This window comes from Pseudomonas sp. B21-054 (assembly GCF_026016345.1).
Lineage (GTDB): Bacteria > Pseudomonadota > Gammaproteobacteria > Pseudomonadales > Pseudomonadaceae > Aquipseudomonas.
Genome location: NZ_CP087204.1, coordinates 3,821,107 through 3,837,624, shown reverse-complemented (window position 1 = coordinate 3,837,624; position 16,518 = coordinate 3,821,107). Strand labels below are relative to the sequence as shown.

The following is a 16,518-nucleotide window of genomic DNA, read 5'->3' as shown; positions in this document are numbered from 1 at the left end:
CATGCACAGACTGACGCTCGACGCTATCGAACACGCTGCCCACGCTGTCTACCAAGTCATGCCGGCAACCGCCCAGTATGCCTGGCCCTTGCTGGCTGAGCGGTTGGGTTGCACGGTGTGGGTCAAGCACGAAAACCACACCCCGACAGGTGCTTTCAAGGTGCGCGGCGGCATCACCTTCATGCATTGGCTCAAACACGCCCACCCCGACGTGAAAGGCGTGGTCACCGCCACCCGCGGCAACCATGGCCAGAGCCTGGCGCTGTCGGCAACCGCGCTGGGTTTGAAAGCGTTGATCGTGGTGCCGGAAGGCAATTCGGTAGAAAAGAACAATGCGATGCGCGGCTTTGGCGGTGAGGTGGTTGAGTTCGGCCGCGACTTCGATGAGGCCCGTGAAGAGGCGGCACGCCTGGCGCAAGTGCATGGCCTCTACCTGGTGCCGCCATTTCATCTTGAGTTGGTCAAGGGCGTGGCCACTTACGCGCTTGAACTGTTCAAGGCTGCGCCGGACCTGGATACCGTCTACGTGCCGATTGGCTGTGGATCGGGGATTTGTGGAGTGATTGCCGCCCGTGATGCCTTGGGCCTTAAAACCCGGGTGGTGGGCGTGGTTTCCACGGAGGCTTTGGCGGCAAAGTTATCGTTTGAAACGGGAGAACTGTGCGAAACCGCCTCGGCCAACACCTTTGCTGACGGCCTGGCCGTGCGTAGGCCGATCCCCGAGGCGTTCGCCATCTACGCAGCGGCGGCGACGCGGATCGTGTCGGTCAGCGACCAGGAAATTGCCGAGGCCATGCGCGCCTACTACACCGACACCCATAACCTCGCCGAAGGCGCCGGTGCGGCCGCGTTGGCCGCGCTCATGCAGGAGCGTGAAACGATGGCGGGGAAGCGGGTGGCGGTGATTTTGTCCGGCGGGAATGTGGACAGACCGGTGTATGCGAAGGTGATTGAGTGAGTAAGGGCCGCGCAGGTTAACGCCGATCAGTAATCGACACAAAATCTTGTGGCGAGGGGATCTATCCCCGCTGGGCTGCGCAGCAGCCCTAAACCCTTACATCCCGGTGTGCCTGGTTAATAGCGCCGGCAGTGTTGGGGCCGCTTCGCAGCCCAGCGGGGATAAATCCCCTCGCCACGACAGGCGCGGTTTGTAGTCTATAGTTTTTACCAGAGCCGGAATCCTTGCGTAGGGGCGATCAGCAACGACAGACGCCTCGTGCCGTCACCCCGTCGGATACCCGCAAGCCGTCAGTCGTGATTAATGCAGGGAGCACACCATGGCGATCCAACGGTCGAACATACTGAGGTCGGCCCCAGGTATCGCCCATTCCGAGCACGCCATTTCCGCTACGCCGAACAATCTGCTTCAGCGCGGCTTCGAGCAAGTCAAGGAAGCCTACATTCTGTTCCCGCTGCTGGCCGTTTTCCTGTTGCTGGCCCTGTGGGCGGGTACCCTGTACCTGATCAAGGTCGAACAGGTTCGCGCGCAGCGGGCCATCGCCGAGGTGAGCCTGGAAATCGGCGCCACCTACGAAGCGCAAATTCTGCGGGCCGTGCGTGAAATCGATCAGACCCTCAAACTCGTCAAATACACCTACGAGTCCGAGGGCGAGCAAGACCCGCTGCCCAAGCTCAAGGCCCGTGCGTTATTGCCATCCTCCTATTTGTTTGACGTCAGCGTGGTCGATGCTGACGGCCTGATCGTTGCGAGTACGCAGCCGAGTGAAGCCGGCAGCAGGCTCGCCCAGGATCAACTGCAAACACTGTGGCATGGCAATGCGTTGTCGATCAGTCGTCCCTGGAAAAGCCCTGTCACGGGGGAGTGGAAGCTGCGTTTCAGCCGGCGTCTCAATACCGGAGCCGGGGCGTTCGCCGGGATCGCGATGGTCGAGGTCGATGCGGCCTATTTCGTCAGCAGTTATGACGCTTCAAAACTCGGCAATCACGGCCTGCTCGGCTTGCTGGGCGTCGACGGTGTCTTCCGGGCGCGGCGCACCGGGGAAGCCATAGTGGCCGGCGACGAGGTCGACTACGCGGCCGTGGTGCCGGACACTGAAAACACCGAGGCCATACGCTCGATCAATGGATGGGACGGCGTGCGACGCTATACCAGTGCTCGCCAACTCTATGATTATCCGCTGGCGGTGATTGTCGGCCTGTCCGAGGAGGAACAACTGGCCGCCGTGACTCGACAGGCACGTGCCTACCTGTGGCGGGCGGCGGGCGCCAGCCTGTTGCTGGTGTTGTTCGTCAGCCTGCTGAGCCGGATGAGTTGGCAACTGCTGCAAAGCCGCGTGCGCGCCGCCGAAGCCAAAATCGCCTATGCCGAAAGCGTCGAGTACCTGGCCTATCACGACGGCCTTACATCGTTGCCCAACCGCAGTCTGTTCAGCAAGATGTTGAGCCAGAGCATCAGTGAGGCAAGCCGTTATCATCGGCAACTGGCGGTGCTTTTCCTCGACCTCGACCGTTTCAAGCAAATCAACGATACGCTCGGGCACGATGCTGGCGACCAACTGCTGCAGGAAGTCGCACTGCGACTCAAGGCCTGTCTGCGCGCCAGCGATACGGTGGCCCGATTGGGCGGCGACGAATTCGTGATATTGCTGCCGGAGCTGTCCGAGGACAATTACGTGGCGACCACCGCCCAGAAAATCCTGGGCACCATTGCCCGGCCGTTCAACCTCCAGGGCCAGGAGTTCCGTGTGACCGCCAGTGTCGGTATCAGTGTCTTTCCACAGGATGGCCTGGACGAGCAGACACTCAAGAAAAACGCCGATATCGCGATGTATCAGGCCAAGCAACGAGGCAAAAACAACTTTCAGTTCTACTCCGAGAAATTGAACGCGGACTCATTGGAGCGGATGACCCTTGAACTGAGCTTGCGCCACGCGCTGGAGCGCCAGGAATTCCAGCTGCACTACCAGGCCAAGCGAGATATACGCAGCGGCCAGATCACCGGGATGGAAGCGCTCTTGCGCTGGAATCATCCCGACCTGGGCATCGTCGCGCCGATGCAATTTATCCCGGTGGCGGAGGAGACCGGCCTGATCGTGCCGATCGGCAAATGGGTGCTCAAGACCGCCTGCCAGCAAAACGTTGCCTGGCAACAGCAAGGGCTGCCGCACCTGGGGATCGCCGTGAACCTCACGGCCCGTCAGTTTGCCGATGAACGTTTACTCGTCGACCTTGCCGAGATACTGGCTGAAACCGGTATGGAGGCGAGTCTGCTGGAGCTGGAAATCGCCGAAAGCCTGCTCATGCAGGATGTCAAAAGAGCATTGAGCGTGTTGACCGGACTTAAACGCCTGAAAATCCGGATCGCCATTGATGATTTCGGTATCGGTTATTCTTCGCTCTCTGCGCTCAAGCAGTTTCCCCTCGACGCCATCAAGATCGATCGCTCGTTTATCTGTGATGTCAGCAGCGTGTCGGAAGACAAAGCCTTGACCGAGGCCATTATCGCGATGGGCAGGACCCTGAGCCTGACCGTGGTTGCCCAAGGTGTGGAAACCAAGGAGCAGGCCGACTTTCTGCGCGACAATGCCTGCGATGAATTCCAGGGGTTTTACTTCAACAAGCCGGTACCGGCCGATCAGTTCAAGGTGTTGCTACAAGCCCAGGTGGCCAATCCGGGTGTCGATACCTGAAGGGCCCGACGACCTGAACATCATTGCGGGTCGATCGGCAGTGCCCTGACGCTGTTGTCCACCTCGCGTGCATCGATATAACCAATGGTGTCGGGGTTCTCTGCGATCCGTTTCTTGACTTCAGCGCTGCTTGAAACGGCCTGGGGAGGCTGGCCCCTGCCGGTAAAGATGATTTTTGACCAGTGCGCCTTGAGCTGGGACGCGGACTTGCCCGTGAACGTTGAGTAGAACTCATCGCGGGTCGCCGAATCTTCAGTCTGATCAATGGGGATGGCCTGCGCGCCGCTGGGAAAACGACTGGTTTTGCCCAGGAAAATATCCGCTACCTGATTGCGCGCAAGCGTTTTCAATGGACTGCCACTAGCGACCACGACCACGACATCGGCCATGACGGGGCTGCTGCCTGCGTACAGGACTGTCCCTAGCACCGCATACCCAATGCGTTTGAGCAACCGCATGATCGGCTCCATCAGAAAACAAAATCGACAGAAAGGCTAAGCAAACTGAAGTTGCCGCCGGGCTCGTAGCCCGGCTGATGATTCACTAAAGGCCCGGTTGCCCGGGGGCCCAGGCGGGTGTGGTCATACTGGATTTTGGCGTCCATATTTGATGTGAAGTCCCAGCGCATGCCGACCGACAGGGTTTGCTGGCTGCTGTTCGCGGCCATGAGCGAGTTGAGCGCGGCGTTTAGTCCTGTTGCCGCACCCGCCAGGTCTGGCGGTAAAGCCGATGTGTTCAAACCTGGGGTGGAGGTTTCGCTGTCCGTCCTTGATCGCGCGTAAGTCACATAAGGCGTGAATTCATCAAGCCTGTATCCACCGCTGAGGTACCAGGCACTGACCGTACCTATTACCGCTTGGCTGTTGAAGTGCCCCCATTCGCCCATGACGAACCATTTGCCTGGGTCATAGATCGCCCCCACGCCCACGAACTTCATGCGCTTGTCCTTGGTGTCGTAGCGGTCCGCGATGCGGTTGCCTTCCTCGCCGAATTCCCTGAAACCATCGAAGAGTGGGTTGAAAGACTCCACGGTCAGGTGGGTCTCCAAGTAGGTGATGCGGGTGGTCAAGGCCCCATATTCGGTCAGATTGGAAACGCCCCACGAGCCCTTGGCCAGGATCTCGCCCATGTCATTGGGCATATGGGGATTGCTGCGACCATAGTTGCCCTGCACCGTATTGATGAGATCACCAAAGTGCAGCCTGTAGCTGAGGTCGACACCATCGGTGTTCGTGATCGGTATCAGACTGTATACCTCGCCTGGCGGCCTCACCCACGGCAGGGTGTAACCCACCTTGCGACTATCGGAGAACAGGAAAGCCGGCTGCACCGTACGGCCGACGCGCATGCTGAAATCCGGCGTGAACTGATATTTGATGTTGGCCCATTCAATGGAGGGTTCGTAGCTGTTGTCATATTGCTGCTCAGAAATGACCTGCACCACGGCCGAAAGCTGCGGTGAGAAATTGGCGGTCAGCTGCGCCCCCACCAGACTATCGACATCGGCGCTCCAATTGCGCGTATGCCCCGTGCCGTTGGGTTTGAAGATACTGGAGGTGAAATCGGCTTTATTTTCGCTTGAGTGGACGATCCCCACGGTGCCGAAACTGCTCAGCGAAAATATCGAATTCTCTGAATCCTCGGCACTGACGGGACAGACATACAACGTCGCCATTGCCAAGGCCAGTGTATTAAGTCTTCCCACCATAGAATCACCGCGATCTCATTGGAAAATAAAGCACCTGTCGTTTCGATGCGACGTCATGGCCGCAAGCTGTTCGGCGTTGCCGGATGCGAGGACTTGGCATTACGAAAACTTAGCCTGGTCAGAATCCTTGATCGCCAGCTTGAGCGTAAACGTCGCCCCTTTCCCTGGCCCCTCGCTATGGGCTTCCAGCGAACCGCCCATCTCCATGGCGGCCAGCACGCAACTGTGCAACCCGAAACCATGGCCATCTTTGCGCGTGGTGAATCCATGGGCAAAAATCCGCGTCAGGTTTTCTGGCGCAATGCCTTCGCCATTGTCGATCACCTTGATGGCCAAGGTGGTGCCTTGCTGGACCTCGCTGTGGAGGGTGATCTGCGGGCCTGGCTCCGGTCGCTCGTCCATCGCGCTGCTGGCGTTTTTGATCAGGTTGACCAGGATCAGCAGCACGCGGTGCTTGTCCAGTTGCAGTAAGGGCGTGTCGGCGAAGTCGCGCACCACGGTTATCTGGCGCGCGGCGAGTGTCCCGGCGTTCATGCGCAGGGCATCCTCGATCAGGGCCTTTATTTGCACGGTCTCGGCGATGCTGGATGCGCCCGCATAGGATTGCTGGGCAGAGACGATTTCCTTGATGTGATCAACGCTTTTGGTCAGTTGTTCGAGTTCGTCGGTCATGCTCTGTTGTTCGATCGCAAGCGCGTCCACCAGTTGGTTCAGGTAGCTCGGCAAAAGCTTGCCTTTCTCATCGTGGGAGATGAAGTCACCGAGATCGTCGGCATGCTGGTTCATCAGTTGCACCGCCTTGCCAAGCCCCAAGGCTTTGCTAGTGCGCAGCTTGCGGGAGACCAGGTCTGCGGAAATGTTCACACTGTTAAGCACATTGCCCACGTTATGCAGGACGTTGGTGGCGATTTCGGCCATACCGGCCTGGCGCGCCGCGGCGGCCAGTTGGGTCTGGGCTTCGGCCGCGCGCAAACGGCTTTGCGCCAATTGCCAGCTCATTCGGGCGAGCAGACCCACCAACAACACCAGCAACAGGCTGCCGCCCGCGGCGCGCCAGAGATAGGTGTGCGCTTGGCGGGTCACCACGGCCAGTTGTTCTTCCTCGGACAACCCGACAATCACCGCCAGTGGAAAATCGTAGAGTTGGCGGGCACTGGTATAGCGCCGCACGCCGTCCCATCCGCTGATCGAGAGCACGGCTTCGGTGTTCTCGGTGTCCGGTACCACCGTCGCGTAATCCACCGTATCGCCCGCCGATACGGTTTCCCCGGTACGTCGTACGCGGAAGATGCCATCGGTTCCGAGTAACCCGAGCGCACCCTGGTCGCCGAGTTTCGAGGCGTCATAACTGCTGACGAAATAGGCCGCGTCGACTTCGACCCTGGCGATTCCAGAGAACCCGCCATCTGCCGCATTGAGTCGGCGGCTGAAGCGCAGTCGCCATTCTCCGGTGGCAGGGTTTTTCCAGGGGCGACTGATCGACAGTGAATCGTTTTGCCGTAGCGCCTGCTGCTCATCCGGGTCAGCGATATTTTCCCGGTCATGGGCTCGTGTGCTTGCTATTAGTGCTCCGTTCGGATTGACCACACTGACGTCAAACACCAAGGCCGGCGGCAACAAAGCTCGCTCTTGCAGTTTGCGCAGCGGATTCGCCTCACCCTCGCTCTCAAAGGTGTATTTGACGAGCTTGAGGGTTTGATCAATTTCGTGGATGGCGCGCAACATCTGCGCTTCGTACGTGGCGCCCATTTCCAGGCTGGCTGTCGCGGCGCTCTGCTGCGCGCGCAGTTGTTCGACCTTGATCAGGTACAGGGTGGCCGTCCAGATAGCCAACAACAGGAGAATGGCCAGCAGCGGAAACAGAATGTAGGCTTCTTTGGCCTGGTCGAAGCCGCGCCGAAACAGGCCGGTCCTGGGACTTGAACTGGGCTCTGCGGAATCGGCAATGCCAGGGGCCAACCTCAGTGTATGGGGCCGCTGGATCGGCATAGTGTGCTCCCTGCATGGTCACTATTGATGGCGCTTGGGTATCCGACGCGGTTACGGCTCGAGGGATGTGCTCCTGCCCGCCGAGCAAAAGGATTTGGATCTGCTAGGAACTATAGACCACAAACCGTGCCTGCCAGTACGCGTGCAGGAACGCCGTGTTGCAAGGTCGTTTTCGAGCTCCAAAGCCAATGCTCGGATTCTGTGCCGCGTCAGGGCTTATCGCCGGCTTACCCAGTAACGGGCGACAGCGCCCTCGGGACCCTGCACCGGGTCCTGGTCGGGAAACGGCAACGTGTCGATCTTCGCCAGTTGCGCCTTGCTCGGTGCTTCCCGGCAAATGTCGGCCTGTTGACCGGGAGGGTAGGCCCCGACAACCAGGAAGTCCTCGCTGGCCTGCAAGTTACAGTGCCCCGTACCGGCGGGTAGCAGCAACACATCGCCGGTCTTTACCTCCAGGACATGCCCATCCGGGCCGCCAAGCATCAGGCGCGCCTGACCGCTGGCGATGCCCAGTACCTCATGGCCTTCGGTGTGGTAATGATGGAAGTCATAGATCCCGTAGCGCCATTGCGGCGGCCATCCATTGGCATTGAACGTCTCCTCGATCAACGCTGCCGCATCGCTGCCCTGGACGGCGATGGCGTCGGGGTAGACGAGCACTGGAAGGCGCGGGTTGTTGGGCACCCAGTCGTTGCGTTCCAGCATCAGGACTTGCATGGAGTCGGACACTGCGTTCAATTGGCTCATCGAATGATCTCCCAGGCTGAATATCTGAGCTCTCTTGGGCTAGACGTTACGGGGGAGGGGAGAGTTCAACACCGGCTCGGGCCAAGGCCGGCTTGGACGCTGGCCCTGACCCGACCCGCTTCAGTAATCCCAGAAAGCCGCGACCCAACGAAAGGCGTCACCGTTGACCGCCACTCGACCCACGGAGGGGAACGGCAGGTGAGTGGCTACGAACAGTTCACCGGACGCCGCCGCTTCTTGCATCAGGCGGACCCGCACACGCACTGATTCCTCAGGGTCATGTTCAAAGCCGTTGTGCCAGTCGGGGTGCTCGAAGGCGACAGGGAACAGCGCGTCGCCGGCAAAGGTCAAGCGCTCGCCGCCGGACGTCACGTGGACCACGCTGTGCCCGGGCGTATGGCCGCCGGTACGCTTGACGACCACGCCCGGTGCCACTTCATAGGTCTCTTCGAACGTGCGCACCTTGCTGTGGTATTCGTTCATGAACTGCTGGGCGGTCGAGCGCAGAACGTCCGGTACCGGTGACGGCATGGAGGTCCGGGAGAAATCGGGCTCGGCCCAGAACGCGACCTCGGTCGCCGATACATGGATCCGCACGTCTGGACGCAGCCGATTCTTCACCGCGTCGACCAGCAGCCCGCCAATGTGGTCCATGTGCATGTGGGTAATCACCACGTCGGTGACGGACGCCAGATCGATACCGGCGGCCTCCAGGCGCTTGGGAAACTGCCCGGCACGTGGAAAACCGGGGAACTGGCCGCCCAGCCCCGCGTCGACGAGTATCGTCTGGTCGCCGCTGCGCACCACCAGCACATTCAGCGCCCAATCGAAGGCATCCGGTCCCAGGAACATGTCCTTGAACCAGGCGGCCCGTGTTTGCGGGTCGACATTGGTGGACATCGTTTCGGTCGGTAGCGGCAATACCCCATCGCTGACCACCAGCACGTCGATCTCGCCGACCCGCAGTGCATAGCGCGAAGGGACCAACTCCTCGTGGGCGCTGATGTTTGAGACTGGCTGATGGTTCTGTTGGAGGGCAGTGTTCAAATGCGTGGTCATGGTCGTTCTCCGATGGTTTGGCTCAAGAGGCTCAGGCGAAGCTGTTCCCTCGCTGCGAGAGGGCTGGATCGCCTGGGAATTGAGTCTGCATCGCGACACACCGTGTTCGATACCATACCTGGGTATGGCGGGTACGGACGTTAGCGTGGTCATTCCGAACTGAAGGTATGAGCGTTTGATGAAGCGAGTTTCGGCTGCCGGTTTGCATTGGATGATGGCGGCTGCTTATTGATGAGCCGTTTGATGTCAGATGTACGGCATCCAATAAACGGCCAGTTATTGATCCTAATCAATGCAACTAAAGACGCTGCGCCCACAGCAGTATAAAGACGAAGTTGTCCGTTATTAAAAGATGATGGCTCTTTGGTATTGCGTTAAGATGGCATCACGATCAGCGTGTATAAATCTGTCCAATAACAAGTTCACGCGTTAATACAATTGGTATGGAATGAGGCTTGAACGGACATGCTCAAGAATGCACCGCTGCGTTTGAAACTTTTATTGATCCTGGTTCTTCCTTTATTGGGCTTCCTGACGTTGGCCGGCGTCTTTGTAGTGGATAACTATAAGACGCTACATGACATGAATGCGACGGTAACTGCCAGCGCCACGGCGCAGAAGTTGAGTCAACTGATCACCACGTTACAACGCGAGCGGGGCGCCAGCGGCGTATTCCTGGGCAGCGCTGGCAAGTCCATGGGCGAGCGAATGACCCAGATGCGCAAGGACTCCAACGCGTCGGTCGAGGCGGTGCGCGGGTTGGCGGTGTCGGGGGGCAAGCAGTTGGACAATGTCCTTCGTGCGTTGGATGAGTTGCCCGCCATCCGCGGGCAGGTTGATAAGCTAAACATAAACAGCACCGAGTCGGGTGTTCGTTATACCGAGATCATTCAAGCGTTGGTGGGATATACCCACTCTTTGGAAGCGACGATCAATAATGCGGGCATTATTCATGCCCTCGGTGCCCTTAATCAGTTTATCGAGATGAAAGAACGCGCTGGACGCGAACGCGTTATGCTCGGCCTGGTGTTCAGCCAGGATCGTTTCGACGAAACCTTGTTATCACGTTTTAGTCGCAATCTGGGGGAGTTCGCTGCTTACTCCGATGCGTTCCGCCGCAAGGCCCAGCCAGCGTTGCTCCAACAGTTCGATGAGCAAATGCAAAAGCCCGCTGCGATTGAAGTGGGCAAGTTGCAACGCCTGGCGTTCGAAGTGCCATTGGGTCAATCGCTGGGAATCAAGCCCGAGGCCTGGTTTGAAGTCGCCACGCAGCGCATCGACATGATGAGCCAAGTGGAGGAAACCCTCGGCCAAAATGTCAGCAGTCTGGCCATGCACGAGCGAGATGCCGCAAGCCGTGCCTTATGGTTGACCCTCGGTGCGGTCGTCGTGGCACTGCTGGCGGTGGTGGTGCTGTCGTATGTGATCATTCGCACGATCGATCTGGCGGTACGTGACGTGAACCGGGTCATCAATGACTTGGCACAGCGTGACCTCACAGCCAGGGCAACGTATGTGAGCAAGGACGAATTCGGCCAGATATCCCGTAACCTCAATCGCATGGCCGAAGAGATCAGCGGGGTCGTGCAGGAAATCGGCAATGCCACGGCACAGGTGGCAACCGCAGCGGAAGAGTCCTCCGCGGTGACGATTCAGACCAGCCAAAGTGTCGAACAGCAGCGCCAAGGCACCGAGCTGGTGGCCACCGCGATCAATCAGATGAGCGCTACAGTGCGAGAAGTGGCGCAAAGTACCAACGATGCCGCGCAGATGTCGAAGCAGGTCAATATCAGTACCGCACAAGGACGTGTGGAGATCGAAAGCACCATCGGGCTGATTCGCCAATTGTCCGGGCAGGCCGAGGAGACGGCGGGCATCATCGGTGACCTCAAACTTGAAAGCGATGCTATTTCTTCGGTACTCGATGTGATTCGCGGCATTGCCGAACAAACCAATCTGTTGGCACTCAATGCGGCCATTGAAGCGGCGCGGGCCGGTGATCATGGCCGCGGATTTGCGGTGGTGGCGTCTGAGGTGCGTACCCTGGCGCAAAAGACCCAAGAGTCCACGGGCAGCATTCAACAGATGATCAGCAACCTGCAGGCCGGCTCGGATCGTGCGGCCATCTCCATGCAACAGACCCTGGGCAAGGCTCAGGCTGGCGCGGACAAAGTCGAGCGAGCGGGCGAGCTGCTGGTGGAGATCGCCGAGGGCGTGGCGACTATCAGCGACCGCAACATTCAGATCGCCTCTGCGGCCGAAGAACAGAGCGCGGTTTCAGAGGACATCAATCGAAACGTGAATGACATCAACGACCTGGTTATCCAAGTAAGTGCCGGTGCCGAGCAGACGGCAATCACCAGCCAGGAACTGGCGCGCCTTGCCGAGTACCAGCAGCAATTGGTCAATCGCTTCAAGGTGGCCTAGAAGTGACGAGACGGCTGGGGCTTTTGGGCCCCAGCTCGCTAAGTCGTTCAGTGGCAGGCTCAATGGCTCAAATCTTTTGGCATGTCCGACCTCACGCTTACCGCGCTTCGTTCATCATCCGCGCCACTTCGCCAGAAGCCTTGAGCTGTTCGAAAGCCTGTTGGGCCCTGGCGACGATTTCGTCCGGAGTGCTCAGGCTGAAGGCAATGTTGACCTTATGGGGCTGTTCAGTGAGCGAATAGACCGCCTCCAGGGAGGTGAAATCCGCACCGGTATCTTTGCTCATCAGGCGCGCGGTGTTCTCAGGCATCGCGAGCAACTGGATCTGATGATTCAGCAGTTTTTGAAAGTTATCGTGGTTATCCGCTGATACGACCAGCCGGGTGAAGCCTTTCTGCTGCAGGTAAATTTGCTTGGCATCATTTCGCACCACGCCGATGCTGTACTGCTTGGCATCTTCAAGGTTGTTGATGGTGATGGCCTCGTCTCCCCGCACTCGATAGAGGTGGGTCGTCACCCGATGTATTTCTCCCACCCACTTGAAAAGCTGCTCCCGGGCCGGCGTACGATCCAATGGGAAAATCAGCACATTGGGCTCATGCAAAGCCTTTTCATAAGCCCGTGCCCACGGATACAACATCATGTGATGGTCGTTGAGCCCTGCGCGTTTCAAGGTCTCTTCGGCGATGCGGATGCCTGGCCCGACGAGCCTGCCGTCACGGGCATGCGCGTACAGGGAGTCTTCGGTCACGACTTCAATCGCCTCGGCGTGGCTTTTGAAACTGACCAAGGCCAGGAGTACGCAGGAACAGAGCATCAGGCGGTAGCGCATAGAGACCTCATTGCCACGATGGCTTTATAAAACGACGCGATCGCGCCCTTGGTGTTTGGCCCGGTACAGCGCCTGGTCGGCGCGTTGCAGCAGTTGATCGAAATGATCCATGGTCTGCGGGTCCAGCTCGGCGACGCCGATGCTCACGGTGACGAAAGACGACACCGCCGAGCCGCTATGGGGCAATTCCCGCGCGGCCAGGCTTTCACGGAACCGCTGGGCCGCTTCGCAGGCCTGCTTTGCATCGATGTTTGGCAGCACCACGACGAACTCCTCACCCCCTATGCGAGCGGTCACTTCGCCGGAGCGCCCGAAAACGCTGCTCAGAGTTTCAGCGATCTGCTTCAAACACTGGTCCCCCTGTATGTGGCCGTAAGTGTCGTTGTAGATCTTGAAAAAATCGACGTCGCACATGAGCACTGCCAGCGGGGTTTTGTGACGGATCGCGCGGCGAAATTCGACTTCCTTCAATTCGTCGAAATAGCGACGGTTGGCCAGGCCCGTCAAAGCGTCGTGACGCGACAGGGCTTCGAGGGCCTGGTTGGCAGCCTTGAGTTCGGCGGTACGCGCCTCGACCAATTCGGCCAACTGATCGCGACTGGCGGCGATCGCCCGTTCATCCGAATGCTGGCGCTCCAAATGGGTGTGGAGATTGTCCTGGAGTTGGTTCACTTGAAACTCGAGCAGGCTCAGCTCGTCCTGGCGGTCCACCGAGCGCTGCAGCTTGAGGTGATGCTTGAGCGTTTGCGGCGCGAGCCCGCTCAGGTGCCGGGCGATCTGTACCACGTGCACGGTCACCAGGCGGTTGAACATGGTCATGACCAGGCCGGCCAGCAGCAACGACTGGATAACCTGGGTAATGACGATGCTGCGCGCTTCGTCCCAGAGGCGTTCCCAAAGCAATTGGTTGTCGCCCTCAATGGTCAGCTCGCCGACTTTTTCGTTGGCCCCGATGTAGGGCTGCGCAACGAGCTGGCGATGCAGCACGGGCTTCACGCCTGATGGGTCGACGGGATATCGATTGAGTTCGATGATTTCAGGTGCCTGGCCCGGTCGCAGAATATTCAGCACCACCCGCCCCACCGGTGCGGCGCTCGCGACACTGGAGAGCTGCTTGTCCAACGACTCACGGTCCATTTCCCAAATGGCGTGGGCGAGGGTGTTCTGGAACACCTGATCGATCAGGACAAGCTCCGAATTCATCTCCGTCAGATTATTTTCCCAGGCCATCCAGGTCCGTAAAGTGACCATGGCCAAGGTGAAGATCAGGCAGAACAACAACGTGGCCAGTACCAGGCGACGCCCCAGTGAGCTGAATACCTGGTTCTTTGGTCGCTGAGAGGTCACCGCTCTGCCATGGCTGGCCATCTCATAACCACTTACGCACGATGGCGTCGTAAACGCCATTGCGCCGGATCGTTTCCAGGCCGGCACGGAATTTCTCAACCGTTTGGGCGGGTGTCTTACGGCTGAACGCCATGTGCAAGCCGTCGTCACTGCTCAGCTCGGGAAGCGGCAGCGACTGGATCAGCACTTTGTTCGGGTCCTCTCCGTTCTGTCGAGTCAGGTACAGTGCATTGAGCTCATTGGAGATCCAGAGCTCCACGTGATCGACCTTGAGTTTGCGATAGTTGTGTTCGTACTTAGTGCTCGACTGCAATTCTTCACCGATGCGAAACCCCTTCGAGACCAGATACTGCTCGCCCACGTCCTGATTGACGGTGGCGATCTGGTGACCATGGGCATCGGCCAGTGAGTTGAGTTTTACCGGGCGGTCAGCCAACGAGTACATGTACCATTTGGTAGAGGCAATGGAACCTATCCATTGGAAAAGCGATTCGCGTGCAGGTGTGCGGACGATCGAATAGATCAACACATTACTTTCATTGAGCGCCAGTTCGTACGCACGGGCCCAAGGCATGGGTTGGATAGAGGCCTCAACGCCGATCTCCTTGAGTACGGCCTGGACCACCTCGGTGCTCATGCCCGTCACGCGCCCATCCTGCGTCATGTTGTAGGGCGGGAGCTCTTCGGTCACGATGCGCAGCGGGGCCTCTGCCGCAGATCCGCTGGCAGCCAGGAGCGTCAGGAGGCCACCCATGATGAGGCGGTTGAGCGGTAAAAGCATCGATAGTTACCTATGCAACCAGCAGAGTCCGGCGAGAGGCCTGGATCCGGTAATGCAATGGTTATCGGCTGGGGGCGCGGCTGCTTGAGTCTTTGCCCTTGGAATTGACGAATCCAAGGCCTCACAACGACGAGGCCTTGGCGATTGAGTCTCAGAACAGTTGGGTGAACAACCCGTAAAGGGTCCTGGACAGCAGGATCGCAGCAGGAAGCGTCAGCACCCAGGCCATCAGCAGGTTGCGGATGGTGCGCATCTGCAAGCCGCCGCCATTGGCGACCATGGTGCCGGCCACACCGGAGGACAAAAGATAATTACCGCCGTCCATGTTCGCGGGCCTAAAACTTTCTCTTCGCCTGTCGATAACCTGTGTGAATCCACCCAATCATGGACTGATGAAATGGTCATCTCTTTAAACTCTGTCTTTATCTCGCCACCCAGCACCCTTACCCCCTCCGAACAGAAACTGACCCCCCAGCCTCTGACCGATGCGGCAAAACAAGCCCTGGCAAACGCCACGCCAGCGGCTGTCTACCACCCCAGTGAAGAAGCCAAAGCCTTGGGTGAGCCCATGGAGGTCGTCGTGACCTGGGTCGGCCGATCCCAATCGCCAGATTTCCCTCGACTTGCCGAGGTCACCAACGACGCTCTAAGTGCACTGAAAGGTTCTTTCGAAGACTTCAAGTCCACCTTGTCGACGGCCCATCCAGACTTGGCGGGCAAGAAATATGGTTTCACCATCGAGGCCGATGGGCGCCTGAAGGTGCTCGACATTGCAGGTCAGCTGAGCCGCTCGGACACCCAGCGACTCACTGACCTGCTCAATGAGTCCAGTGGGCTGAAGGCGGCGGCGAGCGCGTTTCGCGATGCCTCTATCGACATGGTGGATGCCGACTCGCCCTGGTCTGGCAGTTACCTGGGCCGCTATAGCCTGACCAAGGAGAATTTCGCCACCAGCATTGATCTGGCGGCGTTGGTCATTCCCAAGGGGTCGGTGCCGAACCGGGAGCAGATCGACGGAATGTTTTTCAATCAATTGGCCGCAAAAGGCGAGTTGGCGACGCGAGAGACGGAAGCTGCAATGTTCGAAAGGCGTGCTGCGCAAAGATTTTCAGCAGAGGCATAACGAGCGCCGTAATCGGACTCATCGCTGATGAGCCAGCAACCAGCGCTCGGCCATTCGGAACACGCCCACCAGCCCACAGGCCAAAACTGGCCAGCCGCTGTAGATGATCAGCAGTTGCACGAACAGCGGCGTGGGGCCGGGCCTGGCAGCAACTTGCTCTACTTCAAACCAACCCAGACCAGCACACGAGCGTGCATGCCGATCATAGAGGTGGCCCCGAGGGCTTGCTCGATGTATTCGGCCATGGCCGTTACCCGGCTTATCCGTGGATTTTCTTCTGGATCATCCTGATCAGGTTTTCCCCCACGCGCTCGATGCTTTTGTTCTGCGAAACGACCTGGGCGCCCTCCATCAGGTAAGTGAGCTCCATGGCCACTTCGTTCGGCTCGGCTAAACCGGCCTCGGTGCAGAGCGCCACCAAACGCAGGAACTGGCGCTGCTTGTGCGCTTCGATCAGTTGGCGAGCGGGATGCCCGGGCTCGGGTATCTCGGCCAGTGAATTGGTGAACGGACAGCCCCGGTAGGACGCCGCCGAAAGGTCCTGTGCGATGAACTCGGCAAAGCCGAGGATCTGCGCCTTGGGATCGCCGGCATGCTGTGTCGCAAGCGTCTCGAAGACCTCGGAATATTGATCGACGAGCAGCCGTATCCATTCCAGCACCAAGGCGTCTTTCGAATCGAAATGCCGGTAGACGGTCATCTTGGTCGACTTGGCCTTCGCCGCAATGGCGTCCACCGTCACCCGGCTGATGCCTTCATTGAAAAACAGCTCCTCGGCTGCATCGAGAATGCGTTCTCGGGGGGCTAGTTGTGGAATTCGTTCGGGCCGCATGTCTTTCTCCGCTTGACAGCGAT

General features: G+C 58.9%; 13 protein-coding genes and 1 pseudogene. 4 read left to right on the top strand and 10 right to left on the bottom strand.

Annotated features, from left to right (window positions below; all coding sequences use genetic code 11):
* Position 1: 1 nt before the first annotated feature.
* Positions 2-958 (top strand): threonine dehydratase, encoded by a 957-nt coding sequence (locus LOY70_RS16700; RefSeq protein ID WP_265028515.1) that lies wholly within the window; start codon positions 2-4, stop codon positions 956-958.
* A 319-nt stretch (positions 959-1,277) separates the two neighbouring features.
* Positions 1,278-3,650 carry a putative bifunctional diguanylate cyclase/phosphodiesterase gene (locus LOY70_RS16695; RefSeq protein WP_265028514.1) on the top strand — a complete coding sequence of 791 codons (2,373 nt, stop codon included), beginning with the start codon at positions 1,278-1,280 and terminating at the stop codon, positions 3,648-3,650.
* 20 nt (positions 3,651-3,670) lie between these two features.
* Here LOY70_RS16695 and LOY70_RS16690 read toward each other — a convergent pair whose 3' ends face one another.
* From LOY70_RS16690 to LOY70_RS16670, 5 genes are all read right to left on the bottom strand, one after another.
* A complete protein-coding gene (locus LOY70_RS16690; RefSeq protein WP_265028513.1) occupies positions 3,671-4,108 on the bottom strand; it encodes a substrate-binding domain-containing protein in 438 nt (145 codons plus the stop codon).
* An 11-nt stretch (positions 4,109-4,119) separates the two neighbouring features.
* On the bottom strand, positions 4,120-5,325 hold the full coding sequence (locus LOY70_RS16685) for a hypothetical protein (protein ID WP_265028512.1): 1,206 nt from the start codon (positions 5,323-5,325) through the stop codon (positions 4,120-4,122).
* Between the two features lie 132 nt (positions 5,326-5,457).
* On the bottom strand, positions 5,458-7,347 hold the full coding sequence (locus LOY70_RS16680) for an ATP-binding protein (protein WP_265028511.1): 1,890 nt from the start codon (positions 7,345-7,347) through the stop codon (positions 5,458-5,460).
* A gap of 216 nt (positions 7,348-7,563) precedes the next feature.
* Entirely contained in the window at positions 7,564-8,094 is a 531-nt protein-coding gene (locus tag LOY70_RS16675; RefSeq protein WP_265028510.1) for a cupin, read from the bottom strand.
* A 120-nt stretch (positions 8,095-8,214) separates the two neighbouring features.
* The gene (locus tag LOY70_RS16670; RefSeq protein ID WP_265028509.1) at positions 8,215-9,153 is read right to left on the bottom strand and encodes an MBL fold metallo-hydrolase; all 939 of its coding nucleotides are present in this window, start codon (positions 9,151-9,153) and stop codon (positions 8,215-8,217) included.
* Between the two features lie 465 nt (positions 9,154-9,618).
* Between LOY70_RS16670 and LOY70_RS16665 the strand changes: the two genes are divergently transcribed.
* Positions 9,619-11,580, top strand: a complete 1,962-nt coding sequence (locus LOY70_RS16665) for a methyl-accepting chemotaxis protein (RefSeq protein WP_265028508.1) — start codon at positions 9,619-9,621, stop codon at positions 11,578-11,580.
* Positions 11,581-11,677: 97 nt separating this feature from the next.
* On the opposite strand, the gene LOY70_RS16660 is transcribed toward LOY70_RS16665, so the two are convergent.
* From LOY70_RS16660 to LOY70_RS16645, 4 genes and pseudogenes are all read right to left on the bottom strand, one after another.
* On the bottom strand, positions 11,678-12,412 hold the full coding sequence (locus LOY70_RS16660) for a substrate-binding periplasmic protein (protein ID WP_265028507.1): 735 nt from the start codon (positions 12,410-12,412) through the stop codon (positions 11,678-11,680).
* 24 nt (positions 12,413-12,436) lie between these two features.
* The gene (locus tag LOY70_RS16655; protein ID WP_265038091.1) at positions 12,437-13,780 is read right to left on the bottom strand and encodes a GGDEF domain-containing protein; all 1,344 of its coding nucleotides are present in this window, start codon (positions 13,778-13,780) and stop codon (positions 12,437-12,439) included.
* A gap of 1 nt (position 13,781) precedes the next feature.
* Entirely contained in the window at positions 13,782-14,540 is a 759-nt protein-coding gene (locus LOY70_RS16650; RefSeq protein WP_265028506.1) for a substrate-binding periplasmic protein, read from the bottom strand.
* 151 nt (positions 14,541-14,691) lie between these two features.
* A pseudogene (locus LOY70_RS16645) lies at positions 14,692-14,850 on the bottom strand (hypothetical protein); the annotation flags it as partial.
* An 87-nt stretch (positions 14,851-14,937) separates the two neighbouring features.
* On the opposite strand from LOY70_RS16645, the gene LOY70_RS16640 reads away from it, so the two are divergent.
* On the top strand, positions 14,938-15,663 hold the full coding sequence (locus LOY70_RS16640) for a hypothetical protein (protein ID WP_265028505.1): 726 nt from the start codon (positions 14,938-14,940) through the stop codon (positions 15,661-15,663).
* A gap of 259 nt (positions 15,664-15,922) precedes the next feature.
* On the opposite strand, the gene LOY70_RS16635 is transcribed toward LOY70_RS16640, so the two are convergent.
* The gene (locus tag LOY70_RS16635; protein WP_265028504.1) at positions 15,923-16,495 is read right to left on the bottom strand and encodes a TetR/AcrR family transcriptional regulator; all 573 of its coding nucleotides are present in this window, start codon (positions 16,493-16,495) and stop codon (positions 15,923-15,925) included.
* Between the last annotated feature and the right edge of the window lie 23 nt (positions 16,496-16,518).